This is a genomic window from Flavobacterium reichenbachii (genome assembly GCF_002217435.1).
GTDB lineage: Bacteria > Bacteroidota > Bacteroidia > Flavobacteriales > Flavobacteriaceae > Flavobacterium > Flavobacterium reichenbachii.
On sequence record NZ_MUHF01000024.1, the window covers coordinates 50,583 to 75,912 of the forward strand.

Sequence of the window (25,330 nt, forward strand, 5' to 3'; positions counted from 1 at the left end):
TTTGATTACAGTTTAAAATCTTATTTGATTAAGATACTTTTAAATTTTGCAATGTTTTTAAGTGCCATTCCAGTTCCGCGAACAACTGCTCTTAATGGATCTTCTGCAATATAAACGGGCAAATCTGTTTTTTGTGAGATACGTTTGTCAAGACCTCTTAACATTGATCCTCCACCAGCTAAATAAATACCTGTGTTGTAGATATCTGCAGCTAATTCTGGAGGAGTCTGAGACAAGGTTTCCATTACTGCATCTTCAATACGCTGAATCGATTTGTCTAATGCTTTTGCAATCTCACGGTAAGACACATCTACTTGTTTTGGTTTTCCGGTAAGTAAATCTCTACCCTGAACAGACATATCTTCTGGAGGTCCGTCTAGATCTTCAATAGCGGCTCCAATTTGGATTTTTATTTTCTCTGCAGTACTTTCTCCAACAAAAAGGTTGTGTTGTGTACGCATGTAATACACGATATCATTTGTAAAAACGTCACCTGCAATTTTTACAGATTTGTCACATACAATTCCGCCTAATGCAATAACTGCAATTTCAGTTGTACCACCTCCAATATCAACAATCATGTTTCCTTTTGGCTGCATGATATCGATACCAATACCAATTGCTGCTGCCATTGGCTCATGAATCAAATACACTTCTTTACCGTTTACTCTTTCACAAGATTCTTTTACGGCGCGCATTTCAACCTCAGTAATTCCAGAAGGAATACAAACAACCATTCTTAAGGCTGGAGTAAACATTCTTTTTTTCAATGCAGGAATACTTTTGATGAACATGTTGATCATTTTTTCCGAAGCATCGAAATCGGCTATTACACCATCTTTCAAAGGCCTTATGGTCTTAATGTTTTCATGCGTCTTACCTTGCATCATGTTGGCTTCTTTACCAACAGCAATGATTTTGCCTGATATTCTATCACGTGCTACGATCGAAGGACTATCAATAACAACTTTGTCATTATGAATGATTAAAGTGTTTGCGGTACCAAGGTCTATCGCAATATCCTCGGTCATGAAATCAAAAAATCCCATAAGTTTTTTAGGGGTTTAAAATGTTATAAATTATTTATCGAACAAAGTTAAACAAATTAATGTTTAAAATGACGCGTTCCAGTAAATACCATTGCAAGATTATTTTCGTTGCAATAATTTATGCTTAATTCGTCTTTAATAGAACCTCCCGGCTGAATTACAGCGGTTATTCCTGCTTTTTTTGCTAATTCTACACAATCCGGAAATGGGAAAAATGCATCGCTTGCCATCGAAGCTCCGGTTAAATCAAATCCAAAAGCTTTTGCTTTGTCTACAGCCTGTATTAAAGCGTCAACTCTTGAGGTCTGACCTGTTCCTGATGAGATTAATGTCCCGTTTTTTGCAAAAACAATCGTGTTCGATTTTGTATTTTTACAAATTTTAGAAGCAAAAATTAAATCTTCTATCTCTTGAGCAGTAGGTTCTGTTGTTGTAACGGTTTTTAAATGCTCTTTATTATCTGTAATATTATTTCTATCCTGAATTAACAAACCATTAAGACAAGTTCTTACTTGGCGATATGGCAATTCGACATCATTCTGAACTAATATAATTCTGTTTTTCTTTTCTTGTAAAACTGCAATTGCTTCATTATCATACTCTGGAGCAATTACTACTTCGCAGAATAACTTATTGATTTCCTGAGCAGTCTCTACATCAATTTTTGTGTTTGAAATCAACACTCCGCCAAATGCTGACGTTGGATCGCAAGCCAAAGCAGCTAAATAAGCCTCACTTATTGTTTTTCTTGATGCTAATCCACATGCATTGTTGTGTTTTAGAATCGCAAATGTCGGTCCGTCTGTTTTAAATTCAGCAATTAAATTTACAGCAGCATCAACATCCAATAAGTTATTGTAAGATAACTCTTTTCCGTGAACCTTTTTGAACATCGCATCAAAATCTCCAAAAAAGAATCCTTTTTGATGTGGGTTTTCACCATATCTTAAAACTTGACCATCTGCAATACTTTCTTTGTAGATTGTTTCGTCTGTATTAAAATAATTAAAAATTGCTCCATCGTAGTGAGAGGAAACATGAAATGCTTTTGTAGCAAACAATCTTCTGTTTTCAAGAGTTGTTGCTCCGTTTTGTTCTGTAATTAAATCTAATAAAAGACTATATTCGTTAACCGAAGCTACAATTACAGTGTCTTTGAAGTTTTTTGCACCAGCACGAATTAATGAAATACCGCCAATATCAATTTTTTCAATAATATCTTGTTCACTTGCGCCAGAAGCAACAGTTTTTTCAAAAGGGTATAAATCAACAATTACTAAATCAATCTGAGGGATATCAAATTCCTTCATTTGCTGAACATCACTTTCGTTATCCTGACGATTTAAAATACCGCCAAAGATTTTTGGGTGTAATGTTTTTACTCTTCCGCCAAGAATCTCAGGAAAAGAAGTAATATCTTCAACAGGAACTACAGGAATTCCTAAGTTTTTAATAAATTCTTCTGTTCCTCCAGTAGAGTAAAGTGTTACATTTTGTTCGTGTAATTTCTTAACAATTGGCTCAAGTCCATCTTTAGAAAAAACAGATATTAATGCAGATTGTATTGTTTTAGTTGTGCTCATTGTGTAGTTATAATTTTCAGACTGCAAAAGTAGTTTTTTTATATATGAATTTAAAGAATTTAGTGTAACATTATGCTAAAAAAATCTACTCATCAGTAAGTTAACTTTTGTTAGGTTTTTGAATTTAAATTATTGAATTTTACTTTATTGAAAAATACGAAAATATGATTGTTTATCTAAGGTTATTAAAAGAAAGTTTAGGTTTTGCAATAAATGCACTGCGAAATAATAAACTCCGTACTTTATTGTCACTTCTTGGTGTTACAATTGGTATTTTTTCGATAATTGCGGTGCTTGCGGCTGTCGATTCTTTAGATAGAAAAATTTCTAAAGATTTGAGCAGTTTAGATAAAAATACGATTTATTTAATGAAATTTTGCTTTGGACCTTCAGAAATTCCACAATGGAAAAGAGAACAATTTCCAAATGTGAAATATGATGAGTATATCGGTCTTAAAAATTCACTTAATAATACCGATCAGATAGGTTACCAGCTTTTTGTTAATAGAGAAACTTTAAAATACGACTCTAAAACAGTAGCCGATGTAAATATTGTGCCCTCATCATTTGAGATGGTTGATATAGATGGATTAAGTTTTGATAAAGGAAGATTTTACAATGAATCTGAATCCAACTCAGGAACAGCCGTAATTGTTTTAGGCTACGATATTGCAGACGGACTTTTTGGATCTAGTGACCCAATTGGTAAAAATATCAGACTTTACGGCCAGCGTTTTACTGTAATTGGTGTTATAGAAAAGCAAGGTGCAGGTTTTTTTGGAGACAGTAATGACACCTCAGTTTACCTGCCGGCCAATTTTTTAAGACGTATGTACGGCGATAGTGATGCAATGACGCCCGTAATTGTTTTAAAGCCTGTAAAAGGAATCGATATGGATGCGTATAAGGCAGAAGTTGCTCAAAAACTTAGAGCTATTCGAGGCATGAAAGCGGGAGAAATGGATAATTTCTTCATCAACGTTCTTTCTGGTTTTACCGATTTTATAGATGGAATTTTAGGGCAAATGAATGTTGTGGGATGGATCATCAGCGGATTTTCTCTTTTAGTGGGTGGTTTTGGAATTGCTAATATTATGTTTGTTTCTGTAAAGGAAAGAACGAATCTTATCGGAATTCAGAAATCGTTGGGAGCTAAAAACAAATTTATATTATTTCAGTTTTTGTTTGAAGCCGTAATTTTATCTGTAATAGGTGGAATTGTTGGGTTGTTGATGGTTTGGGGAATTTCAGTATTGCTTACCAAATTACTAGATTTTGAATTTGTTCTAGGTTTAGGAAATGTACTTTTAGGAACTGGATTAGCAGCGCTTATTGGATTAATTTCTGGAATCCTCCCTGCAATTTCTGCAGCGAATCTTGACCCTGTGGAAGCTATTAGAACAGGAATGTAGTTTTGAAGGTTCAAAGGGTCAGAGTTACAAAGGCTCAAAGGTTTTTTTAGAAATTGCCTCCAGCTTTAATAAAGATTTATTTAAAAGCAGAAAGATACTTTAGTTGATTTTTTTTATAAGTTTAATTTTAGTTTTGTTCCATTTGATCGAGTCGGGATAATAGTAAACATGCTTATTATTATTGTTTTTATATTTCAAAACAGTATCTTCTTCTTGAGTAGTTCTCCTGATAATATACGTGCCAATATTTTTTGTGTTTAAAAACTCAAAAAAAGATGTGTTTTTGATAGTGTCATTTTGAGAAGCAACGATTAAAATTTGTCTGTCTTTTTCTTTAGCTAAAATATTCTCAGAAAGAAAATTAGTTAAGTTTTTTTGAGGGACTTTAATAATATCTTTTGGTTCTAAACGCAAAAAATGTGGAAGAGTATCATTTTCGCTTCCATAACTGCACGTTTTCATAAAGTATTCTTTTTGATAAAAATAAAGATTTCCGTTTTTATCAATAAGTAACTGATGTTCTCCGTAAAATCCTTTTCGTGGATATGCTGCAAAATTACTTTTGCTTTTTTTTAATGAATCAATATAATTTTTAAGTTTCCTATCTTCATAAGAAATAATATATGGTTTGTTTTTTTCAACAATCTTTTCTCCTTTCTTGCCACAATTCAAGAGAAGAAAACAAATCATATAACCAAGAAAAATTTTAGCCATAGAAAACAGATTTAAAATAAAGATATAAAAAAATCCCACCAGCCGAAGCGAATGGGATTTTATATGTTTAGAAGTTCGAAAACTATCTGATATTGTTATTCTGAATCAAATCAATATACAAATTGATTTTGTCTTTTAAATCTTTTCTAGGCGTGATAAAATCTAAGAAACCGTGCTCTAAAAGAAACTCAGCAGTTTGAAAACCTTCTGGTAAATCTTTTCCTGTAGTATCACGAACAACACGAGGACCAGCAAAACCAATCAAAGCGCCTGGCTCAGAGATATTAATGTCTCCCAGCATAGCGTAAGATGCAGTAGTTCCTCCTGTAGTTGGGTCTGTACATAAAGAAATGTAAGGTAGTCCAGCTTCTGCAAGCTGTGCAAGTTTTACAGATGTTTTAGCTAATTGCATCAAAGAATAAGCAGCTTCCATCATACGAGCTCCACCAGATTTAGAAATCATTACAAAAGGCATTTTGTTTTTGATCGCGTGATCAATTCCTCTTGCGATTTTTTCACCCACAACTGCACCCATAGATCCGCCAATGAAGGCAAAATCCATACAGCAGATAACAAGCTCTTTTCCTTTAGATTTTCCCACTCCTGTACGCACGGCGTCTTTAAGGTGGGTTTTTTCCATTACATCTTTTAATCGTTCTGCATATTTTTTTGTATCCACAAAATGCAGAGGATCTTTAGAAGTCATGTTTTTGTCTAATTCAACAAACTCATTGTTGTCGAATAAAATCTCAAAATAGGTTGCGCTTCCAATTCTAACGTGAAAATCATCTTCAGGGCTAACAAATAAGTTTCTCGCTAATTCGTCTGCATCAATAATTTTTCCTGTTGGAGATTTGTACCACAATCCTTTCGGAACGTCCATCTTATCTTCTGTCGCGGTCGTAATCCCTTTTTCTTGTCTTTTAAACCAAGCCATATTTATTAATTGATAATTGACAATTGATAAATAATAGCATTATCAATTGTCAATTGTTAATTCTTAATTACAAAGTATTCACATTATTTAAATCAGCAAAAGCTTGCTCAAGTCTTGTGTTGAATGTTACTTCACTTTCACGTACCCATTTTCTTGGGTCATAATATTTTTTGTTAGGAGCATCAGCACCTTCTGGGTTACCAATTTGAGTTTTTAAATAGTCAATATTTTTAACCATATAATCACGAATTCCTTCAGTAAATGCAAATTGTAAATCAGTATCAATATTCATTTTGATAACTCCGTAGCTAATTCCTTCTCTGATTTCTTCAAGTGTAGAACCTGAACCTCCGTGGAAAACGAAATCTACCGGGTTATGACCAGTGTTGAATTTGTTTTGTACGAAATCCTGAGAATTTTTTAAGATTTTTGGAGTTAATTTTACGTTTCCTGGTTTGTAAACACCATGAACGTTTCCAAAAGCAGCAGCAATTGTAAATTTAGGACTTACTTTAGATAATTCTTCGTAAGCATAAGCTACTTCTTCTGGCTGTGTATATAATTTTGAGCTGTCTACATCAGAGTTATCAACACCATCTTCTTCTCCACCTGTAATACCAAGCTCGATTTCTAATGTCATACCCATTTTGCTCATTCTAGCTAAATATTCTTTACAGATCTCAATATTTTCTTCGATTGGCTCCTCAGACAAATCGATCATATGAGAACTGAATAATGGTTTTCCTGTTTCTGCAAAATGTTTTTCAGATGCATCAAGCAAACCATCGATCCAAGGTAATAATTTTTTTGCGCAGTGGTCTGTATGTAGAATTACAGTTGCACCGTAAGCTTCTGCCAAAGTGTGAATATGTTTTGCTCCTGCGATTCCTCCTGCAATTGCTGCTTTTTCACCTGCATTAGACAAACCTTTACCAGCGTTGAATTGTGCTCCTCCGTTAGAAAACTGAATGATTACCGGCGCATTTAGTTTCGCTGCAGTTTCAAGAACTCCGTTGATTGTGCTAGACCCAGTAACGTTTACTGCTGGTAATGCAAAACCTTTTTCTTTCGCATAATTAAAAATCTCCTGTACTTGATCTCCTGTAGCTACTCCGGGTTTAATGTTGTGTGCCATTGTAATTTTTTTTATAGTTGTTTTTAGTTTTTAGGTTGCAAAAATAAGAATTAATTAGCATTAGAACGGATAATTTATTCCAAAATTTAAAACCGAGTGCCCAAAATTGTATTCTTTAAACCATCGATCGCCCTTCTCATGCGCCGGATTATAAGTCTTAAAGCCTAAATCTAAACGAATAACAAAAAAGCTTAAATCGTAACGTAAACCAAATCCGGAACCCAAAGCAATTTCATCTAAATCGTTTAAGTTGTCAAATTTTGCTTTCGGATCAACAACATTATCGAGTACATTCCAGATATTTCCGGCGTCTGCGAAGATCGCTCCTTTAACATCGCCAAAGATTTTAAAACGAAATTCGGCACTTGCTGCAATTTTCATATTGGCCTCATTAAAGTCATTTACTGCATTGGTGCTTCCCGGTCCCAAAGCATACGGCTGCCAGGCGCGGTTGTCATTTGAACCTCCTGCATAGTAACTTCTTGAAAACGGAATATAGTCTGAATTGCCGAACGGAATTGCGATTCCGAAAAAGCTCCTTACGGCCAATACTTTTTCTTTTCCAAAATCCCAGTGCTTAATGTAATCAAATTCAGTCTTTATATATTCTGAATATTCTAAGTTGAATATTTCATAATTTCCTCTCGAGTTTTTAGATAAATTTCCGATAGCAGAAATACCGGATAATAAACTACCTGCAGATTCTATTTTTGTTCTAAATTGATAAAAAGTATTGTCTGCTAAATCCTTTTTTGTGGTCTTAGTAAAAGTATAACTTGTAGCTAGAATAAAATCGTTTTCAGTAAGACGAATTCTTCTTTCTTCAATGCTTTCTACATCTTTATATGCCGCATCGGCTGGTGTTAAAGCAGTTTTTCCGGTTAAAACATCATTGGTAAAACCCGTTGTTCCCGTTGGAACAATTAATTTGCCTGTTGCTTCGTCAATATTAGTATCAGTTGTATTGTAAGTTTGGGCAATATCATTCAAATCATCATAAGACGAAGTATAAACATTAAAGTAATTACCTGGATTTAGATTACGAACAAACTGTGCGTTTAATAAATCTAATTTGGCTGTATTGTGTCTTTTTGGAGACCAGTTATAAGAAATACCTCCTGTAAAGTTTTCTTTATCCAAACCTATGTTACGCTGCTTAGAAAAACCAGATGTTATCTGGGTAGAAGGAATCATACTTTTTGGAATGATTTTTTCCGTTCCAAAAGGCAGTAATATTCTCGGGAAATTCAATTTTAAATCGACTCCGTATTCTGATACATTAAAGAAATTATTATTGGGATTAGCCATGTCTCTTGATGAACCAATATTCAATCGGGTAGAAATTTCTAAAGTTTCGGCACGGTTAAACACATTTCGAATCGTTTCAGATAAGCTGGCACCAATACCAAAATCCTGAATATTGGAGTGTGTAAAATCTAAAGTTGCTCCAAAACTGTATTTCTTTCTCGGCGTCAGATAAACATTTGCAATTAAGGATTGAGCCGTAGAATCTCTTTTATCAACTTCATATTGAATCGACGGATAATTAAAAATTTTCAAATTGTTTAAATATCGAGAAGATAATGTTGTTCTAAAATCTGCAAAAGTGCTTCCTTTACTAATAAAAATTGCATCTGTTATGGCACGAGGCTTATATTTTAGTTTTTTGTAGCTGTATAAATTAAAATTGTTATAAGTCGTGCTGTCAGCAATTTTGTTCTTAGAGTTGGCGGGAGAATAATCAGTGTAGATATTTACATCGCTGATTTTGTATAGTTTAAAAGGTTCAGTTCTGCTGGAGTCTCTTTCCTGAATATTGTTATTGCCGATAATTAAAGTTACATTGGCTTTGTTTTTTTTTCCGATAGTATCAATATCAAAAGTAACATATGTAGGCTGGAAATAATAAGCACCGTGATTTCTAAAATAAGTTGTGATGCGGTTTTTTTCTTCTTCAAAGTCAGAAGTTTTATATTGGTTCCCAGATTTTAATAAAGAAGGCTCGTTGTTTGTTTTGTATAGCGAATCTAGTGCAGGCGTCATTATATTAGTTCTAATACTGTCTAAAGTATATGCCGGACCAGTTGTAATATTGTAATTAACCTGCGCTTTTTTTCTCGCAATACTATCAATTGTATAATCTGTAATTACATTAAAGTAACCGTTATTAAAATAATAATATTTTAGGCGAAGTAAAGATTTCTTAGTTTTTGCAGTATCAATAATTACGGGCGGTTCTCCAGTGTTTTTTAAAAATTCATGAATACCTTTATACAAAAAAGACTGTCCAAGACGATCTACTTGTTTTGCAGATAATATTTTTGACTGGCGCTCATATAAACCTGGATTGTTTTTAAATTTTGCCTGATAAGTAGAATCAGGATTTAGATTAGCCAGATTATACAAATTCAAGCGTAAACGATATCCAAGCAAAGTTCCGTTTGGTTTCTGGTACATTTGGTTAGAAGCAGTTTCATCATTTGTAGATTTGCCATTTACAAGAATATTGTTTTTTACGAGAAGATTTTTTCCATCAGGAACTCTTTTTACGGCATTACAAGCACAAATTAATGTTGCTATTAGAATAAATGCTGTTATTTTTGTGGAATTATTTTTCAAGTGTTTTTAAATATTTTAATTCAAAAGTACATTATTTTATGGTTAGTAAAAACCAAATCAAGCTTATATCAAGTTTACATCAAAAAAAGCAGCGTTCTGCCAATCAATTATTTTTTGCCGAAGGAGTAAAGGTAATTCAAGAATTACTGCAATCCAATTTTGAATTAGAGCATTTATATACCACATCGAATGATTTTGAATCAGTTCAGGCTTCAAAACGAACTGTTATTAACGAACAAGAACTTAAAAAAATAAGCGCTTTATCTACTCCAAATTCTTGTTTGGCAGTATTCAAAATTCCAGCCGATAACCCCGTAATTGAATCAGGTTTAATTCTGGCATTAGACGACATACGCGACCCTGGAAATTTAGGAACCATTATGCGTCTCTGCGATTGGTTTGGCATCAAGCAGATCATTTGTTCAAAAGAAACTGTTGATATTTATAATCCAAAAGTAGTTCAGGCAACAATGGGTTCAATTACCAGGGTAAATGTAAATTACATTGATCTGAAAGCTTTTTTGAATAAAACAAAACTGCCTGTTTTTGGAACTTTCATGGACGGCGAAAACATTTATAAATCCAATCTGCCTCAAGATGCAGTCATTATTATGGGTAATGAAGGCAGTGGAATTTCGGCAGAAATTGAAAAAATGATAACCGCTCGTTTGACAATTCCGAGATTTGGAGACTTACAAAAAACCGAAAGTTTAAATGTAGCTTCTGCAACAGCAATCGTTCTCAGTGAATTTAAACGAAATAGTTAAGTATTTGTTTTAATGAAAAGTAAAATTTATTAAAATCGCTCTTGATTTCATAGAATCGATATTATCTGTCCAAGGGCTGGAACCATTTGCAGGATTATCTCGTATTAATTCATCAGAAATTCCGAACATACCTCGTACAGAAGGAGAGAAAATAAAGTATTCTGTAAAAATATCGATTCCCAAACCTAATTCATAAGCCGAAGTCCATTGTTTTACCCTGAATTTCTGTTGAAAATTGTCATCCAGTGATTTTGCGTTGCTCGATAAATTTAAGGTTGTAGATAATCCTCCCACCAAATAAGGTCGAATGTTTCCAGTTCGTAAAGCCGAGAATTTTAATAATAATGGAAAATGAATGTAAGTACTGTTTACTTCTCTCACAGCATCATTAGTGTTGTCAAATTCTGGGAAATACAAATCTCTTTTGCTGTAATATAATCCAGGTTCAAAGCGAAGATTGATATATTCCTGTAATCTTAAATCACCCACAACACCCACATTAAAACCAGTTGTTTTTTTTACCTGAATGTCATTTTTTACAGGAGTTTTGTAATCAAATTTAAAGTCAAAACTATTAAAACCTAAATAATATCCAAAATAGACACGTTGTTTCTGCCAGTTTTCGAGATTAATAATAGGATCTTTGCTAAACATGTTTTTAGCAAACTGAGAATATCCATTTGTCGTTAAGACTAATAAAAATAAGATTACAGCTTTTTTCATACTATTTTTTAGATGCAGAATAAATGGTTGCTACGCCAAAAGTCTGAGGCATGGCGACAACATCTATAAACCCAGTTTTTCTTAAAATATTGTTTAAAGCTTCTCCATGAGGAAAAGCAGCAGCAGATTCTGATAAATAACCATAAGCCTCGTTGTCTTTAGAAAACAATTTTCCTATAATAGGAAGTATGTTTTTGGTATAAAAACGATAGCCTTGTTTATAAGGAGTTTTTTCTGGAACCGAAGTTTCTAAAATTACAAAAATACCGTTTGGCTTTAATACTCTTAAGATTTCAGTAAAACCTTTCTCTAAATTCTCAAAATTTCTAACTCCAAAACCAACAGTAATAGCGTCAAAAGAATTATCGTCAAAAGGCATTTGTTCAGAATCTCCCAATACCAATTCGATGATATGAGATAATTTTTTTTCTTCAACTTTCTTTTTCCCAACTTCAAGCATTCCTGCAGAGATATCCAATCCAGTAATTTTTTGCGCTTTAGTCTGAGCTAGTAAAATAGCCAGATCACCTGTTCCTGTGGCAATGTCAAGAATATAATTTGGTTTTTTGTCTGAAACGATTTTTAATACTTTTTTTCGCCATTTAATGTCAATTCCAAATGAAATTACACGATTTAAATTATCGTAATTCCCAGAAATTGTATCAAACATTTGGGTTACCTGCTCTTTTTTACCTAGAGAAGAATCTTTATACGGAGTTATTTTTTCAGACATTTTTTTTATTTAGGCAAATATAAACAATCTAGCTTAACTGTAATTAGTTTTTTAATTAGTCGATTAAATGTTTTAAAAAGCGGTTTTTAGTACTAAGGTCAAAATGGTTTTTTTGCATCACCAAAATTGGTGATTTTTTAAAAATCACTAAAAGTAGGTATTGTGTCGCCTCTTTTTTATGAGCAACTTTGCTAAAGTAAAAATGATAAGATTTTAATGATTGGTAGTTTATTAATGACTTAAATCAGATGGTTACTTTTTTTGCACTGGTAATTTCATTTGTTCTTGAAGTAGTTTTGAAAGTATTGTTCTTTGGGGGAATATACTATTTATAAAGTGCGAAATACGTTCTTAGGATTAAATTTGTTTTTGGAAATTTTAATTTTCTGTCTTTAATATCTTAGTGGTATTTGTTATTAAAGACGCGTTTGAGATTTAGGTCTCAATCTACATTAAATGTTATTCAGTTATTTCAAGTGTACTTAACATTTGTGATTTTTGCCAAAACTAATTCTAGAGTAAAGTCAGATTTAAAAGATCAATTGTTTAATAAAAAACATCCTCCAAAAGGGGATGTTTTTTTATTTATTTTCTAATGTAAGTTTCGTAAGTGTAATCATAAAGATGTTTTTCGTCTTTAAAATTTTCTTCAGATTCTACCAGCACCCATTCATTCTTGCTGAATTTCGGAAAAAAAGTATCCGCCTCAAAAGTGTGATGTACTTTTGTAAGTTCTATAATGTCTGTATACGGAAGTCCGAGCTCGTAAATTTCACCACCGCCAATAATATACGAATCTTCATTTTCCGGACATACTGCAATTGCTTTTTGTATGCTGTCCACTACGATGCATCCTTCTGGATTGTAATTAGTTTGGCGTGTTATTACAATATGAATTCTGTTTGGTAATGGTTTAGGAAAGCTTTCAAAAGTCTTTCTGCCCATGATAATATAATGGTCAGTTGTTAACGATTTAAATCTTTTAAAATCATTTGGCAAATGCCAGACTAATTCATTGTTTTTTCCAAGAGCATTGTTTTCGGCGACAGCCGCTATCATTATAATCATGGTATTATAAAACTAAATTTTATTTTCGGTATCCTCATTTATTCTGGATTCTAATTGACTAATTCTTTTTTGCTGTAATGCAACAAGTCTTTCAATTTGTTCTCTTTCCCATTTTTTATTCATAAAGCGGTCTGTTATATAAACCTTTATAAAGTGAAGAATAAATAAAAAAAGCCAAATCGTAATGCCCCAAATACACCAATTTTGATCGGTACCCGCACCAAATCCAAAAAATCTATTTGCGATAAATAGAAACAAGCTTCCTATAAGGAATAACACAAAATGAAAATATAAGACTTTTTTTTGTCTTAATCTTCTTCTTGCATACTCGTATTGTTCGTGTGCTTCTTTTTCCATAAGATAAAAATGAGATTATAAAGTTAGAGTTTATTTTCAAAACTCAGCAATTTGACTTTGTAATATTTGGAGAAAAATGTTGCAACAATTGGGAATTCAGGATTTAAGGGCATTAATTTTTCGATACAATGAAAAAAACATCCTGTTTTTGACATTATCATAAATCGATAACGGCAATATGTAAATTTGATTGAATTTGCTTAATTTTAGGCTATAAATCTAAAAACTAAATAGTTATGTCTTTAAAAAAACAATTTATAAAAACTAAACCAATATGTAAGGTTACTTTTTCGATTAGCGCTAAAGAAGCTGATAAAGTTGCAGTTGTAGGCGATTTTAACAATTGGAATGCTGCAGAAGGAGGGTTGAGCAAATTAAAAAACGGAACTTTTAAAGCAACTTACGACTTGCTTAAGGATACAATTTATGAGTTTAAATACATTATTGACGGGAAATATGTAAATGATCCAGAGGCAGATTCTTATCAATGGAATGATTATGCAGGCAGTGAAAATAGTATTTTGGTTGTATAAAAAATCCGCTTAATTTTAAGCGGATTTTTTTATAATTATACAGCGACAGTTCCTTTTATTGCAGGATGCGGGTTGTAATCTACAAGTGTAAAATCGTTAAAATCAAAATCAAAAATATCTTTAATCTCAGGATTTAAAATCATTTTTGGCAATGGTTTTGGTTCGCGGGTTAATTGCAATTCTAATTGTTCAAAATGATTGTTGTAAATGTGTGCGTCACCAAAAGTATGAATAAATTCACCCGGTTCTAAGTCACAAACCTGAGCAATCATCATTGTGAATAATGCGTAAGAAGCAATGTTAAAAGGAACTCCTAAAAAGATATCCGCACTTCTTTGGTATAATTGACAAGACAATTTTCCTTTAGTTTCTCCTTTTTCTAAATCTGGAGATGCAACATAAAACTGAAAAAATGCATGACAAGGAGGTAATGCAGCTTTGTTATTGGCTACATTTTCTTCAAAAGATTTTTTCGTATCAGGCAATACAGAAGGATTCCATGCAGAAACAAGCATTCTTCTGCTGTTTGGATTTGTTTTTAGCTCAGTAATTAATTCAGTAATCTGATCTATTTCTTCACTATTCCAATTTCTCCATTGGTGTCCGTAAACAGGCCCTAAGTCACCATTAGAATCGGCCCATTCGTCCCAGATTTTAACTCCGTTTTCTTGAAGGTATTTTATGTTAGTATCGCCTTTTAAAAACCAAAGCAATTCGTAAATAATTGATTTTAAATGTAATTTTTTGGTTGTTACCATTGGAAAACCTTCACTTAAATCAAAACGCATCTGATAACCAAAAACACTTTTTGTTCCGGTTCCTGTTCGGTCTCCTTTTTGACAGCCGTTTTCTAAAACGTGTTTTACCAGGTCTAAATATTGTTTCATTTTTTGTTTGTTCGGTTATTCGTTTAGTTGTTTAATCGATTTAACGAATGAACAAATTAACGATTAAACAATAGTTTTATCTTTTCGAGATTTCGTCTCTAATTTTTGCTGCTTTTTCATAATCTTCCTGAGAAACAGCTTGATCCAAAAGTTCGTTTAGTTCTTGTAATGTATGTTTTGCATAAACATCACCAGACTGATTGCTTTCTTCTTCGTGGCCAAAAGTTTCTGGGTTAGAAAGAACATCATCAATTTCCTGAGAACCCTGATCAGAATCTGCAGCGTTTGATTTTAAATAAATTCCGGCTTTATCCAGAATATTTTTATAAGTAAAAATCGGGGCGTTGAAACGTAAAGCTAAAGCGATTGCATCAGAAGTTCTGGCATCGATAATTTCTTCAATTTTGTCTCTCTCGCAAATTAAACTTGAATAGAAAACACCATCTACTAATTTGTGGATGATAACTTGTTTTACCACTATGTCAAATCTTTCTGCGAAATTTTTGAATAAATCGTGTGTTAATGGGCGAGGAGGTTTGATTTCTTTTTCTAAGGCAATAGCAATAGATTGAGCTTCAAAAGCTCCAATAACGATTGGTAATTTTCTTTCGCCGTCGACTTCATTCAAAATTAAGGCATAAGCCCCATTTTGAGTTTGACTGTATGATATTCCTTTTATGGATAGTTTTACTAGACTCATATATGTTGTTAAAAAGGGCAATTAATGCCTCATTTTTATGCTTTTTTTGATTGTAGAATAAAGGTGCAATTTTAATCAAAAAATATGAAACAAAAAAGCTGCCTAAAGCAAAGATACGATTATCTTGTTTTTAGGCAGCTATAAATTTATAGAGATTTTTAATTTATGAATGCTGTGCTTTAAAAGCCTTTAATTTCTCCGTTAATTGAGGTACAATTGTAAATGCGTCTCCAACAATACCATAATCAGCAACCTTGAAGAAAGGAGCTTCAGGATCACTGTTGATCACCACTTTTACTTTTGAAGAGTTGATACCAGCAATATGCTGAATCGCGCCAGAAATACCTACTGCAATATAAAGATTTGTTGCCACTGGCTTCCCAGTTTGTCCAACGTGTTCGCTGTGAGGTCTCCATCCTAAATCAGAAACGGGTTTAGAACAAGCAGTTGCAGCGCCTAAAACTGCTGCAAGATCTTCGATTAATCCCCAGTTTTCAGGACCTTTTAATCCGCGTCCGCCAGAAACTACAACATCTGCATCAGCGATAGAAACTTTTCCGGAAACTTTTTCTACAGATTCTACTTTTACACCAAAATCATTGTCTCCAATTGTCGGTGCAAAATCTTCTTCTGCTGCACTTCCAGCACTTTCAAAAATTCCATAAGAGTTTTTAGCTAAACCAAGTACTTTTACATCCGTATTGATTTCTGTAATATTGAAGGCTTTGTTTGAGAAAGCATTTCTTTTTACCTGAAAAGGAGAAGTGCTCACCGGAAGTCCAACAACATTTGAAGCAAAACCTGCTTCTAGCGCTACTGCAACTAATGATGAAAGATAAATACTATCTGTTGTAGAAGAAAGTAAAATTACTTTTGCTCCTTCTTTTTGAGCAGCTTGTTTGATTACATCGGCGTAAGCCTTAGCTGTAAAACCTGCTAATTTATCGTTGTTTACTTTTAGGACTTTGTCAACTCCGTATTTTGCTAACTCGCTTACATCGGCGATGTTTACTGTAACGGCTGTAACAGTTGTTCCTAAAGTTTCTGCTACTTTCTTTGCGTATGAAGCTAATTCAAAAGCAACTTTTTTAAATTTTCCTTCTGCAGATTCTGCGTATATTAATAATGACATAATTTTTTTGTTTAAAAGTTTAAAGTTTCAGGTTTCAGGTTTTGTAAACTGAAAACTACGACTGAAAACTGATTACTAGATTACTTTCGCTTCGTTGTGTAATAAATTTATTAACTCATCTAAATTGTCAGGAGAGATTAATTTTACTGCAGATTTAGGAGCTGGTTTTTCAAATTTTACTGCTTTTGTATTTACAGGAGCATCAACTGGCTCAAGAATAGTTAAAGCTTTTGTTCTTGCTGTCATGATTCCTCTCATGTTTGGAATACGAAGGTCTTTTTCTTCAACAAGACCTTTTTGACCACCAATAATTAATGGTAATGTAGTGCTTACAGTTTCTTTTCCACCATCAATTTCACGAACTGCTTTTACATTGTTTCCTTCAACAGTTACACTTGTGCAAGAGTTTAAGAAGTTAGAACCTAAAATTCCGGCAATCATTCCAGGAACCATTCCGCCATTATAATCCAAAGACTCTTTTCCTGCAATCACTAAATCGTATCCGCCGTTTTTAATTACTTCAGCAAGTTGTTTTGCAACAAAAAAACCATCAGTTGGGTTAGCGTTTACACGAATAGCTTCGTTTGCACCGATTGCCAAAGCTTTACGTAAAGTAGGCTCTGTATCAGGACCTCCAACATTAACAACAGTTACAGTTGCTCCTTGTTGTTCCTGAAACCATATAGCACGAGTAAGACCAAACTCATCATTAGGATTAATTACATATTGTACACCGTTGGTATCAAATTCTGAGTCGCCATTGGAGAAGTTAATTTTTGAAGTAGTATCAGGCACATGGCTGATGCAAACTAGTATTTTCATAAGTATATATTTTGAATTTATAATATGCTTTTACAAATTTAGAATTTAATTTGGAATAATTATACTATGCATGCATAATATTTTTTTAAAACTATTACGATTTCGCAAATTGTTTAGTATTTACTTCTTTTTATCATGAAACAGAATGGGATTTTTACTCATTTCTATTGATTTCTAACAATTTTGCATTTCCTACTCAAATAAACAACTGTTAAAGTTGGTAAGATTTGTACTATTTTTTAGATTGTGTTGCTGCTTTGGGTTAATTTCGCAGAATTAGAATAAAAACAAATAAGGTTGAATTGGTTAAAAAATTGATATTTAGAAATTAACGGCTTTAAAAAAGCGATTTCTAAATATCACAATAATCTCTAAAAAGTTAAAAGCAGTAAAGAGAACGAAGTTGATGTGATTTTAAATTCAATTTATGCCTCTAAGTTATTTAAAATATTTATTTTTGCTCTTCAGAAAATTCAACATACAATATAAATATGAGAACAATACAATTTAGAGAGGCCATTTGCGAAGCGATGAGCGAAGAAATGCGTCACGATGAATCCATATATTTAATGGGCGAAGAAGTTGCAGAATACAATGGAGCATACAAAGCTTCAAAAGGAATGCTTGCTGAGTTTGGAGAAAAAAGAGTAATCGATACTCCAATCGCTGAGCTTGGTTTTACAGGAATTGCAGTAGGTTCTGCTATGAACGGTAACCGACCAATTGTTGAGTATATGACTTTCAACTTCTGTTTAGTAGGTATTGATCAAATTATAAATAATGCTGCTAAAATGCGTCAAATGACTGGTGGGCAATTTAATGTGCCTATCGTTTTTCGCGGACCAACTGCTTCTGCAGGTCAATTAGGAGCAACTCACTCTCAAGCTTTAGAAAACTGGTTTGCAAATACTCCAGGTCTTAAAGTTGTTGTGCCTTCAACTCCTTACGATGCAAAAGGGCTTTTGAAATCTGCAATTCGCGATAACGATCCTGTAATTTTTATGGAATCTGAGCAAATGTATGGTGACAAAGGAGAAGTGCCAGACGGAGAATACACAATTCCATTGGGAGTTGCAGATATTAAACGTGAAGGAAAAGATGTAACTATCGTTTCTTTCGGAAAAATTATCAAAGAAGCTTTTATCGCTGCTGATGAATTGGCTAAAGAAGGAATCTCTTGTGAGATCATCGACTTAAGAACAGTTCGTCCTATGGATAAAGACGCAATTCTTACTTCGGTTAAAAAAACAAATCGTTTAGTAATTCTTGAAGAAGCCTGGCCGTTTGCAAGTATATCTTCAGAGATTACTTATATCGTTCAGGAACAAGCTTTCGATTTTCTTGATGCGCCAATTCAGCGTATCACTACGGCAGATACTCCTGCACCTTACTCTCCTGTTTTACTAAAAGATTGGCTGCCAAATGCAGCTGATGTGGTAAAAGCAGTAAAAAAAGTAATGTACAAATAGTAATAAAAACATACTTATAAAACTTCATCAGTCAGAATAATTGGTGAAGTTTTTTTTTGTCAGAATATGAAAAAAGTAATTTTACTCAGTCTATTTTTTGTCTTCGCATTCGCGAATATTAGTATCGCACAAACTAAGGTGAGTGGAATTGTTTTAGACAAATCTAATCAGCCGATACCTTTTGCTAATGTAGTTTTTAAAGGGTCAAATACAGGAATTGTTTCTAATGAAGATGGTCGTTTTTATCTGGAATCACCAAATACATATACCGCTTTATTAGTTACTTCAGCTGGTTTTTCGGATAAGGAAGTTCCCTTGGAAAAAGCGGTTAGTTACGATTTTAAAATTATTTTAGGCGAAGCCGAAGCACTTAATGAAGTAGTAATTTTTACTGGGAAAACGTCAAAGAAAAACAATCCCGCTTTAGATATTTTGAGGAAAATTTGGGAAAGAAAACGTAAAAACGGACTCTATCAATTCAATCAATATCAAATGCAGAAGTACGAAAAAGTCGAGTTTGATATGAACACGATCGATAGTGCTTTTATGAAAAATAAACTCTTTAAAGGTATGGAGTTTGTTTTTGATCATGTTGATACTTCAGATGTTACAGGAAAAACGTACCTTCCTATCTTTATAAATGAATCAGTTTACGATGTTTACGGAGATAATAAACTAAAGAAAACTAAAGAAAATATTACAGGAAATAAAATGTCTGGTTTTAACGGAAATCAGCAGATTTTATCTTTTGTAAAAGATCTTTATTCCGATTATAATATTTATGACAATCACCTGAAATTTTTTGATAAAAGTTTTACAAGTCCGCTTTCGCGAACAGGAATTGATGTTTATAATTATGTCTTAAAAGACAGTGCTTATATAGACAAAAAATGGTGTTATAATATTGTTTTCTATCCAAGACGTAAAAACGAATTAACCTTTAAAGGAGATTTTTGGGTTAACGATACTACTTTTGCGATCAAGAAAATTAATATGGGTGTTACTAAAAGCGCCAACATTAACTGGGTAAAAGATATTTATATTGAGCAGGAATTTGAGGTAGAAAATGATTCTGTTTTTCTATTAACACGCGATTATATGATGTCTGATTTTGCTTTAAACAAAAAAGAAAAATCAAAAGGAGTTTATGGAAAACGTACAACATTATACAGAAATCATAAATTTAATATTCAGAAACCAGAGAAGTTTTATAAAGAAGAAGTCAACTTTATAGACAATGCTGTTTATGAACGACCGCCTGAGTTTTGGGATGAAAATCGTTTCGAGAAATTGAACAAAGACGAAGCAGGAATTTATAAAATGCTCGATACGCTTCAAACGGTCAAACGATTTAAACAATTATATAGTCTTGTCTCGATTTTAGGAAGTGGTTATGTGGAGTTTAAAAACTTTGATTTTGGACCTATTTTCTCTACTTTCGGATACAATGAAGTGGAAGGTTTGAGGCTGAGAGTAGGAGGCAGAACTTATTTTGGGCCAAATGATCCTTGGCGTGTACAAGCTTATACAGCGTATGGTTTTGATGATAATAAATTCAAATACGGAGTTTCTGGAAAATGGATGGTTGATAAGAAAAACCGAATCATTATTTCTGGAGGAAACAGGCGCGATATTGAACAGATTGGTGCCAGTTTAACCACAACAAACGATATTTTAGGACGAAGTTTTGCGTCTTCTGCTTTATTTACAACAGGAAGCAATGGAAAATTAACAAATATTAATTTGACTAATGTTTCTGTAGAAATGGAGCCTAAAAAGAATTTTGTTGTTCAGGCAGGATTTTCGTACAGGACATTAGAATCTGCATCTAATATATTTAGTTTAGATTATTACACAACCTTACCATCAGTTGCAAATCCGTCTGGTGTTGTTGAAGGTTTGGTAAAACAAACAGAAGCTAATATTCAGTTTGAATACATGCCAAACCGTAAAACTATTGGTTACGGAGTTGAACGCGATCTGGTTGACAGTCCATTTAGTCATTTCTTTGTAAACTTTAGTTATGGTCTTAAAGGAGTTTTAGACAGTGATTTTGCTTACGAAAAAATACAAATTTTTTATAAACAGCCAATTATTATAGGTCCATTAGGAAGATCTAATATTATTTTGGAAACAGGGAAAACATTCGGAACAATTCCACTAGGATTAATGAGTGTTATACCTGGAAACCAGACTTATTTTACTATCGAAAATACATTTAGTAATTTGAACTTCTACGAATTTGTGACAGATCAATATACTACTTTGCAATGGAATCATGACTTTGGGGGAAGATTGTTTGCGAGAATTCCTTTTATGCGAAAATTGAATTGGAGAGAGTTTATTGGAGTTAGAGCAGTTCATGGTACTATTTCTGATGCCAATCGTGCAATCAATGCATCAGGTTTGCCGTATAATGCACCAGAAAAAGTATATTGGGAATACAACGCAGGAATTGGAAATATCTTTAAAGTTTTCCGTCTTGATTTTTCATGGAGAGGAAATTATTTAGACATGCCAGATGCTCATAAATTTGCTATAAAAGGATCTTTCGGATTCTATTTCTAATTATAAAGGTGCAAAGCATCAAAATACAAAGTCGCAAAGGTTTTAGATCTTTGCGACTTTTTTATGCTTAAATATTTTTACGCAGATTTTGAAGATCGCAGAGATTTAAATTTTATCAGCTTTATCAGCAAAATCTGCGGGAGAAAAATTTGCGGCTTTGTGAGTTTGCGAGAATTGGCTTCATTTTTTTTACTTTTGAATTAAAATCAAACCATAAACTATGCAGGAAGCCATTGATTTTCTAGCCAATAAAAATCCGATATTTCAGGAAATAATAGAAAAGTACGGATTGCCTCCAATTCCAAAACGTCCGCAGGGTTTTGAAACATTGGTATTGTTAATTCTCGAACAACAGGTTTCTATAGATTCGGCGAAAGCCACATTCTTAAAAATCAAATCTTACACTACTTGTAATCCTGAAACTATGGCGATTTTGTCAGACGAAGAATTTAGAAGTCTTGGTGTAAGTCGTCAGAAAACAAAATATATCAAAATATTAGCAGAAGCAGTTTTAAACAAAGAATTGGACATCGAAAGTTTAGCTTCAAAATCAGCAAAGCAAGTACGTGAAGAACTTATTAAAATGAAAGGAATAGGAAACTGGACTATTGATATCTATCTGATGTTTTGTCTCGGAGAACCAGATTTAATTCCGCTCGGTGACATTGCAGTCATAAATACAATAAAAGAATTGTTGGATATTCATGGCAAAGAAGAAATGGAAATTTACGTTGAGCAATGGAGTCCATACAGATCTTATGCGACATATTTGCTGTGGCATTATTACCTGACAAAGCGAAATCGGAAAATTACGTATTAATTGCTTGTTTTTTAAAGGTAATACAGATAATTTAACCTGTTTTTTTATTGTAAAAATAGATTCTTTGGTTACTTTTGCAACCGAAATTATAGATATAATAAAAAACGAAAATGACCGCAGACAAACTAACAACTTTCGATGTATTAATCGAAATACCAAGAGGAAGCAGAAATAAATATGAGTACGATTTTGAAATCAAAAGAATGCGTTTCGACAGAATGTTATTCTCTTCAATGATGTACCCTGCTGATTATGGATTTATTCCAGAAACTTTAGCTCTTGACGGTGATCCTCTAGATGTATTGGTTTTAGTAAACGAACCAACTTTTCCTGGATGTGTGATGGAAGTAAAACCAATTGGTGTTTTCCATATGGCAGATGATAAAGGACCAGACGAAAAAATTATTTGTGTACCAGTTTCAGATCCAATCTGGAATTCATTATCTGATTTATCAGACATGAACCCGCACTTAGTAAAAGAAATAGAGCACTTTTTTCAAGTTTACAAAGATCTTGAAAACAAAAAAGTTGATGTTGAAGGATGGGGAGACGTAAACGAAGCATTCGCAATTATTGCTGAGTGTACTAAGCGTTTTAATGACATTGAAAATAAACCGGAAGGATTATTTAGCATTAAATAATTTTTACCCTGTTATTTTATAAAAAAAGCAATACTCTGGTTAGGAGTATTGCTTTTTTGTTTAAATTCGTTTTAGTTAGATCGTTGACTATTAACCAAAACCATTACTAGATTATGAATGCATTTATGATTTACCTGCCAATTGTCATGGCAGTTTTAGGATTACTTTTCATGGGAATAAAAAGGAGTTGGGTTTTAAAGCAAGATGCCGGAGACGGTAAGATGAAAGAGATTTCAGATTACATTTACGAAGGTGCTCTGGCCTTTCTAAAAGCAGAATACAAACTATTAACCATATTCGTAATTATTGCTAGTATTGCATTAGCAGGAATTACATTTATTCCGGGAGTTAAAACACATTTATTAATCGTAGCTGCATTTATATTTGGTGCATTATTTTCGGCCTATGCAGGAAACATCGGAATGAAAATAGCAACCAAAACAAACGTAAGAACTACACAAGCGGCACGTACTAGTTTACCGCAGGCATTAAAAGTCTCCTTTGGCGGCGGAACCGTAATGGGATTAGGCGTGGCAGGTTTAGCGGTGTTAGGCTTAACTGGTTTCTTTATTATTTTCTTTAATTTATTATCGGGAGGCGTTTGGAAAGACACTGAAACGATGACTGTGGTATTGGAAACACTCGCAGGTTTTTCTCTTGGTGCAGAATCCATAGCTTTGTTTGCCAGAGTTGGAGGAGGTATTTATACAAAAGCAGCAGATGTAGGAGCAGATTTAGTAGGTAAAGTCGAAGCTGGAATTCCAGAAGATGATCCGCGTAATCCGGCAACAATTGCAGATAATGTTGGAGATAATGTTGGAGACGTTGCAGGTATGGGGGCAGATTTATTTGGGTCGTATGTAGCAACAGTTTTGGCAGCAATGGTTCTTGGAAATTATGTGATAAAAGATATGGGCGGAAGCATCAGTGATGCTTTTGGCGGAATTGGTCCAATTTTGCTTCCAATGTCAATTGCCGGTTTTGGAATTATATTTTCGATTATAGGAACGCTATTAGTAAAAATTACAGATGACAATGCAAAAGAAGCACAAGTTCAGAAAGCATTAAATATAGGAAACTGGGTTTCGATTGCTTTAACCGCTGTGGCTTGTTTCTTTTTAGTGCAGCATATGCTTCCGGAAACTATGCAGATGAGCTTTTTTGGCGAAGGTTCTAAGGATATTTCATCAATGCGTGTTTTCTATGCTACTTTAGTAGGTTTAATTGTTGGCGGAGCTATTTCATCAGTAACTGAATATTATACAGGATTAGGTACAAAACCGGTTATGGCAATTGTACAAAAATCTTCAACAGGAGCGGGAACAAACGTTATTGCAGGTTTGGCAACAGGGATGATTTCGACTTTTCCAACTGTATTGTTATTCGCAGCAGCGATCTGGATTTCGTATGCTTTGGCAGGATTTTACGGAGTTGCTTTGGCGGCTTCGGCAATGATGGCAACTACAGCAATGCAATTAGCGATTGATGCGTTCGGTCCAATTTCGGACAATGCTGGAGGAATCGCAGAAATGAGTGAATTACCAAAAGAAGTAAGAACAAGAACCGATATTTTGGATTCAGTAGGAAATACAACTGCAGCAACCGGAAAAGGATTTGCAATTGCATCTGCAGCTTTAACATCTTTGGCTTTATTTGCAGCATACGTAACTTTTACAGGAATCGACGGAATCAATATTTTTAAAGCGCCGGTTTTAGCGATGTTATTTGTGGGCGGTATGATTCCGGTAGTTTTCTCAGCTTTAGCGATGAATTCAGTAGGGAAAGCCGCAATGTATATGGTTTATGAAGTGCGTCGTCAGTTTAAAGAAATTCCTGGAATTATGGAAGGAACCGGAAAACCAGAATACGGAAAATGTGTCGAAATTTCTACAAAAGCCGCTTTACGCGAAATGATGCTTCCGGGAATTTTAACTATTGGTTTTCCAATTGCAATCGTATTATTAGGGAAATTAGTTTACTCAGATAACAATCAGTTGATTGCTGAAATGTTAGGTGGATATATGGCTGGAGTTACCGTTTCTGGTGTTCTTTGGGCTGTTTTTCAAAATAACGCAGGAGGTGCCTGGGATAATGCTAAGAAATCTTTTGAAGCTGGAGTTATGATCAACGGTGAAATGACTTATAAAGGTTCTGATGCGCATAAAGCAGCCGTAACCGGAGACACAGTTGGAGATCCGTTTAAAGATACTTCCGGACCGTCTATGAACATCTTAATTAAATTAACGTGTTTGATTGGGTTGGTCATTGCACCAATTTTGGGCGAAGGACATTCGGCTTCAGGTCTGGCAGAAAAAGTTTCTTGCTGTGCGAAAACTGAAATGCATGCAAGTGGTGAGGGAAAATACAAAAAAACAGATTGTTTTGATACAAGCAAATACGAGAAAAAATCAACTCGTATAGAACTGAGAAATGAAAATGGTAAAACTATTGGATCTGTAACAAAAACCGAAAATGGTAAAACAACAACAGAAGTTTTTGAAGGAACAGAAGAAGAAGTAAAAGCAAAAATAGAAACTGCAAAATAAATTAATTTGATTAACCTAACAGGTTTCTAAAACCAGTTAGGTATCTAATTGAACGTTTTACGGATTAGAGTAAATAAAAAAACATACCTAACAGGTTTTGGAAACCTGTTAGGAT

The 25,330-nt window shown here is 33.6% G+C and carries 22 protein-coding genes; 8 read left to right on the top strand and 14 right to left on the bottom strand.

Translation table 11 applies throughout. The features are described 5' to 3' along the window. Positions 1-20: 20 nt before the first annotated feature. On the bottom strand, positions 21-1,049 hold the full coding sequence (locus B0A68_RS20000; RefSeq protein ID WP_007804822.1) for a rod shape-determining protein: 1,029 nt from the start codon (positions 1,047-1,049) through the stop codon (positions 21-23). Positions 1,050-1,105: 56 nt separating this feature from the next. Next, positions 1,106-2,632, bottom strand: a complete 1,527-nt coding sequence (purH, locus tag B0A68_RS20005) for a bifunctional phosphoribosylaminoimidazolecarboxamide formyltransferase/IMP cyclohydrolase (RefSeq protein ID WP_035686157.1) — start codon at positions 2,630-2,632, stop codon at positions 1,106-1,108. A 164-nt stretch (positions 2,633-2,796) separates the two neighbouring features. Here purH and B0A68_RS20010 point away from each other — a divergent pair, with 164 nt between their 5' ends. Continuing rightward, the gene (locus tag B0A68_RS20010) at positions 2,797-4,044 is read left to right on the top strand and encodes an ABC transporter permease (protein WP_035686154.1); all 1,248 of its coding nucleotides are present in this window, start codon (positions 2,797-2,799) and stop codon (positions 4,042-4,044) included. A gap of 99 nt (positions 4,045-4,143) precedes the next feature. On the opposite strand, the gene B0A68_RS20015 is transcribed toward B0A68_RS20010, so the two are convergent. The 4 genes from B0A68_RS20015 to tamL form a co-directional block, all read right to left on the bottom strand. Next, positions 4,144-4,758, bottom strand: coding sequence for a hypothetical protein (locus B0A68_RS20015; protein ID WP_035686151.1), 615 nt, complete (start codon positions 4,756-4,758; stop codon positions 4,144-4,146). 82 nt (positions 4,759-4,840) lie between these two features. Further along, on the bottom strand, positions 4,841-5,695 hold the full coding sequence (gene accD / locus B0A68_RS20020) for an acetyl-CoA carboxylase, carboxyltransferase subunit beta (protein WP_035686148.1): 855 nt from the start codon (positions 5,693-5,695) through the stop codon (positions 4,841-4,843). Between the two features lie 67 nt (positions 5,696-5,762). Next, positions 5,763-6,830 carry a class II fructose-bisphosphate aldolase gene (gene fbaA, locus B0A68_RS20025; protein WP_035686145.1) on the bottom strand — a complete coding sequence of 356 codons (1,068 nt, stop codon included), beginning with the start codon at positions 6,828-6,830 and terminating at the stop codon, positions 5,763-5,765. A 60-nt stretch (positions 6,831-6,890) separates the two neighbouring features. Then, on the bottom strand, positions 6,891-9,449 hold the full coding sequence (tamL, locus tag B0A68_RS20030; RefSeq protein ID WP_051892685.1) for a translocation and assembly module lipoprotein TamL: 2,559 nt from the start codon (positions 9,447-9,449) through the stop codon (positions 6,891-6,893). 38 nt (positions 9,450-9,487) lie between these two features. Between tamL and B0A68_RS20035 the strand changes: the two genes are divergently transcribed. Next, positions 9,488-10,216, top strand: a complete 729-nt coding sequence (locus B0A68_RS20035; RefSeq protein WP_035688284.1) for a TrmH family RNA methyltransferase — start codon at positions 9,488-9,490, stop codon at positions 10,214-10,216. A gap of 9 nt (positions 10,217-10,225) precedes the next feature. Here the strand turns inward: B0A68_RS20035 and porT are convergent, their stop codons facing one another. The 4 genes from porT to B0A68_RS20055 all read right to left on the bottom strand — a co-directional run bounded on the left by porT (position 10,226) and on the right by B0A68_RS20055 (position 13,097). Next, entirely contained in the window at positions 10,226-10,939 is a 714-nt protein-coding gene (gene porT, locus B0A68_RS20040) for a type IX secretion/gliding motility protein PorT/SprT (RefSeq protein ID WP_035686142.1), read from the bottom strand. Position 10,940: 1 nt separating this feature from the next. After that, positions 10,941-11,672 (bottom strand): bifunctional demethylmenaquinone methyltransferase/2-methoxy-6-polyprenyl-1,4-benzoquinol methylase UbiE, encoded by a 732-nt coding sequence (gene ubiE, locus B0A68_RS20045; protein ID WP_035686139.1) that lies wholly within the window; start codon positions 11,670-11,672, stop codon positions 10,941-10,943. 585 nt (positions 11,673-12,257) lie between these two features. Continuing rightward, positions 12,258-12,740, bottom strand: a complete 483-nt coding sequence (locus B0A68_RS20050; protein WP_035686136.1) for a dihydrofolate reductase — start codon at positions 12,738-12,740, stop codon at positions 12,258-12,260. Positions 12,741-12,752: 12 nt separating this feature from the next. After that, a complete protein-coding gene (locus B0A68_RS20055; RefSeq protein WP_035686134.1) occupies positions 12,753-13,097 on the bottom strand; it encodes a 2TM domain-containing protein in 345 nt (114 codons plus the stop codon). Between the two features lie 236 nt (positions 13,098-13,333). Here B0A68_RS20055 and B0A68_RS20060 point away from each other — a divergent pair, with 236 nt between their 5' ends. Continuing rightward, positions 13,334-13,630 (top strand): isoamylase early set domain-containing protein, encoded by a 297-nt coding sequence (locus B0A68_RS20060; protein ID WP_035686131.1) that lies wholly within the window; start codon positions 13,334-13,336, stop codon positions 13,628-13,630. Between the two features lie 35 nt (positions 13,631-13,665). Here the strand turns inward: B0A68_RS20060 and B0A68_RS20065 are convergent, their stop codons facing one another. From B0A68_RS20065 to B0A68_RS20080, 4 genes are all read right to left on the bottom strand, one after another. After that, the gene (locus B0A68_RS20065) at positions 13,666-14,517 is read right to left on the bottom strand and encodes a thymidylate synthase (protein WP_035686129.1); all 852 of its coding nucleotides are present in this window, start codon (positions 14,515-14,517) and stop codon (positions 13,666-13,668) included. Positions 14,518-14,593: 76 nt separating this feature from the next. Then, positions 14,594-15,217, bottom strand: a complete 624-nt coding sequence (locus B0A68_RS20070) for a bifunctional nuclease family protein (protein WP_035686127.1) — start codon at positions 15,215-15,217, stop codon at positions 14,594-14,596. Positions 15,218-15,380: 163 nt separating this feature from the next. Continuing rightward, positions 15,381-16,349 carry an electron transfer flavoprotein subunit alpha/FixB family protein gene (locus tag B0A68_RS20075; RefSeq protein ID WP_035686124.1) on the bottom strand — a complete coding sequence of 323 codons (969 nt, stop codon included), beginning with the start codon at positions 16,347-16,349 and terminating at the stop codon, positions 15,381-15,383. 75 nt (positions 16,350-16,424) lie between these two features. Next, positions 16,425-17,171 (bottom strand): electron transfer flavoprotein subunit beta/FixA family protein, encoded by a 747-nt coding sequence (locus B0A68_RS20080; RefSeq protein ID WP_035686122.1) that lies wholly within the window; start codon positions 17,169-17,171, stop codon positions 16,425-16,427. 491 nt (positions 17,172-17,662) lie between these two features. Here B0A68_RS20080 and B0A68_RS20085 point away from each other — a divergent pair, with 491 nt between their 5' ends. From B0A68_RS20085 to B0A68_RS20105, 5 genes are all read left to right on the top strand, one after another. Beyond that, the gene (locus B0A68_RS20085; RefSeq protein ID WP_035686119.1) at positions 17,663-18,640 is read left to right on the top strand and encodes a pyruvate dehydrogenase complex E1 component subunit beta; all 978 of its coding nucleotides are present in this window, start codon (positions 17,663-17,665) and stop codon (positions 18,638-18,640) included. A 66-nt stretch (positions 18,641-18,706) separates the two neighbouring features. Further along, entirely contained in the window at positions 18,707-21,208 is a 2,502-nt protein-coding gene (locus tag B0A68_RS20090) for a DUF5686 and carboxypeptidase-like regulatory domain-containing protein (protein WP_035686116.1), read from the top strand. 220 nt (positions 21,209-21,428) lie between these two features. Further along, positions 21,429-22,028 carry a DNA-3-methyladenine glycosylase family protein gene (locus B0A68_RS20095; RefSeq protein ID WP_035686112.1) on the top strand — a complete coding sequence of 200 codons (600 nt, stop codon included), beginning with the start codon at positions 21,429-21,431 and terminating at the stop codon, positions 22,026-22,028. 110 nt (positions 22,029-22,138) lie between these two features. Then, positions 22,139-22,669, top strand: a complete 531-nt coding sequence (locus B0A68_RS20100; RefSeq protein WP_035686110.1) for an inorganic diphosphatase — start codon at positions 22,139-22,141, stop codon at positions 22,667-22,669. Positions 22,670-22,782: 113 nt separating this feature from the next. After that, on the top strand, positions 22,783-25,215 hold the full coding sequence (locus tag B0A68_RS20105; RefSeq protein WP_035686107.1) for a sodium-translocating pyrophosphatase: 2,433 nt from the start codon (positions 22,783-22,785) through the stop codon (positions 25,213-25,215). The last annotated feature ends 115 nt before the right edge of the window (positions 25,216-25,330 follow it).

Excerpts from the sequence above, each read along its gene's own strand:
- B0A68_RS20000 (WP_007804822.1), bottom strand. The coding sequence starts at position 1,049 with ATGGGATTTTTTGATTTCATGACCGAGGATATTGCGATAGACCTTGGT.
- purH (WP_035686157.1), bottom strand. The coding sequence starts at position 2,632 with ATGAGCACAACTAAAACAATACAATCTGCATTAATATCTGTTTTTTCT.
- B0A68_RS20010 (WP_035686154.1), top strand. The coding sequence starts at position 2,797 with ATGATTGTTTATCTAAGGTTATTAAAAGAAAGTTTAGGTTTTGCAATA.
- B0A68_RS20015 (WP_035686151.1), bottom strand. The coding sequence starts at position 4,758 with ATGGCTAAAATTTTTCTTGGTTATATGATTTGTTTTCTTCTCTTGAAT.
- accD (WP_035686148.1), bottom strand. The coding sequence starts at position 5,695 with ATGGCTTGGTTTAAAAGACAAGAAAAAGGGATTACGACCGCGACAGAA.
- fbaA (WP_035686145.1), bottom strand. The coding sequence starts at position 6,830 with ATGGCACACAACATTAAACCCGGAGTAGCTACAGGAGATCAAGTACAG.
- B0A68_RS20035 (WP_035688284.1), top strand. The coding sequence starts at position 9,488 with ATGGTTAGTAAAAACCAAATCAAGCTTATATCAAGTTTACATCAAAAA.
- porT (WP_035686142.1), bottom strand. The coding sequence starts at position 10,939 with ATGAAAAAAGCTGTAATCTTATTTTTATTAGTCTTAACGACAAATGGA.
- ubiE (WP_035686139.1), bottom strand. The coding sequence starts at position 11,672 with ATGTCTGAAAAAATAACTCCGTATAAAGATTCTTCTCTAGGTAAAAAA.
- B0A68_RS20050 (WP_035686136.1), bottom strand. The coding sequence starts at position 12,740 with ATGATTATAATGATAGCGGCTGTCGCCGAAAACAATGCTCTTGGAAAA.
- B0A68_RS20055 (WP_035686134.1), bottom strand. The coding sequence starts at position 13,097 with ATGGAAAAAGAAGCACACGAACAATACGAGTATGCAAGAAGAAGATTA.
- B0A68_RS20060 (WP_035686131.1), top strand. The coding sequence starts at position 13,334 with ATGTCTTTAAAAAAACAATTTATAAAAACTAAACCAATATGTAAGGTT.
- B0A68_RS20065 (WP_035686129.1), bottom strand. The coding sequence starts at position 14,517 with ATGAAACAATATTTAGACCTGGTAAAACACGTTTTAGAAAACGGCTGT.
- B0A68_RS20070 (WP_035686127.1), bottom strand. The coding sequence starts at position 15,217 with ATGAGTCTAGTAAAACTATCCATAAAAGGAATATCATACAGTCAAACT.
- B0A68_RS20075 (WP_035686124.1), bottom strand. The coding sequence starts at position 16,349 with ATGTCATTATTAATATACGCAGAATCTGCAGAAGGAAAATTTAAAAAA.
- B0A68_RS20080 (WP_035686122.1), bottom strand. The coding sequence starts at position 17,171 with ATGAAAATACTAGTTTGCATCAGCCATGTGCCTGATACTACTTCAAAA.
- B0A68_RS20085 (WP_035686119.1), top strand. The coding sequence starts at position 17,663 with ATGAGAACAATACAATTTAGAGAGGCCATTTGCGAAGCGATGAGCGAA.
- B0A68_RS20090 (WP_035686116.1), top strand. The coding sequence starts at position 18,707 with ATGAAAAAAGTAATTTTACTCAGTCTATTTTTTGTCTTCGCATTCGCG.
- B0A68_RS20095 (WP_035686112.1), top strand. The coding sequence starts at position 21,429 with ATGCAGGAAGCCATTGATTTTCTAGCCAATAAAAATCCGATATTTCAG.
- B0A68_RS20100 (WP_035686110.1), top strand. The coding sequence starts at position 22,139 with ATGACCGCAGACAAACTAACAACTTTCGATGTATTAATCGAAATACCA.
- B0A68_RS20105 (WP_035686107.1), top strand. The coding sequence starts at position 22,783 with ATGAATGCATTTATGATTTACCTGCCAATTGTCATGGCAGTTTTAGGA.